At 51.8% G+C, this 655-nt stretch carries 1 protein-coding gene and 1 pseudogene; both read right to left on the bottom strand.

Annotated features, from left to right (window positions below; genetic code table 11):
• Positions 1 to 260: transposase (locus BGK49_RS16755; RefSeq protein WP_000567716.1), on the bottom strand; the 260-nt coding region annotated here is incomplete at its 3' end.
• 90 nt (positions 261 to 350) lie between these two features.
• A pseudogene (locus tag BGK49_RS16750) lies at positions 351 to 655 on the bottom strand (IS3 family transposase); the annotation flags it as partial.

Raw genomic sequence — 655 nt, 5'->3', positions numbered from 1 at the left:
AGCAGGCGCTGGAGTTCTTTAATCTGCTTCATGGCGGCAGCAAGTTCAGAGGCAGGAACAACCTGTTCTCCGGCGGCCACAGCAGTAAGACTTCCTTCCTGGTATTGCTTACGCCAGAGAAATAACTGGCTGGCTGCTACACCATGTTGCCGGGCAACGAGGGAGACCGTCATCCCCGGTTCAAAGCTCTGCTGAACAATTGCGATCTTTTCCTGTGTGGTACGCCGTCTGCGTTTCTCCGGCCCTAAGACATCAATCATCTGTACTCCAATGACTAGTCTAAAAACTAGTATTAAGACTATCACTTATTTAAGTGATACTGGTTGTCTGGAGATTCAGGGGGCCAGTCTATCCGCCACCCAGACCTGATTTGGTGCTGTAGGAGCGAACGTCTGGTTCAGCAGATTTGGCGCAACTGGCAGATTGTGGTTCGGGTTCGTAGTCGCTCTGAACTTGCGTTTCTGCTTACAGCGTAGCCTTAGCTCCTTACGAAGACGTGCCAGTCGGTCACGACCAACGATGATGCCATTCTCTGCCAGCTCCGTCTGGAGCCGCCGGGTTCCATATGTTTCGCGAGTGCGGATATGTGCCACCTTAATCTCCAGTTTTAGCCGCTCATCACTTTGTTTTCTGTCTGAGGGTTCATGCTGTACCC

Origin of the sequence: Shigella sp. FC1544 (assembly GCF_001722145.1) — a bacterium.
GTDB lineage: Bacteria > Pseudomonadota > Gammaproteobacteria > Enterobacterales > Enterobacteriaceae > Escherichia > Escherichia coli.
Note: the sequence above shows the minus strand (reverse complement) of the source record. Positions and strands in the feature narration are given on the sequence as shown.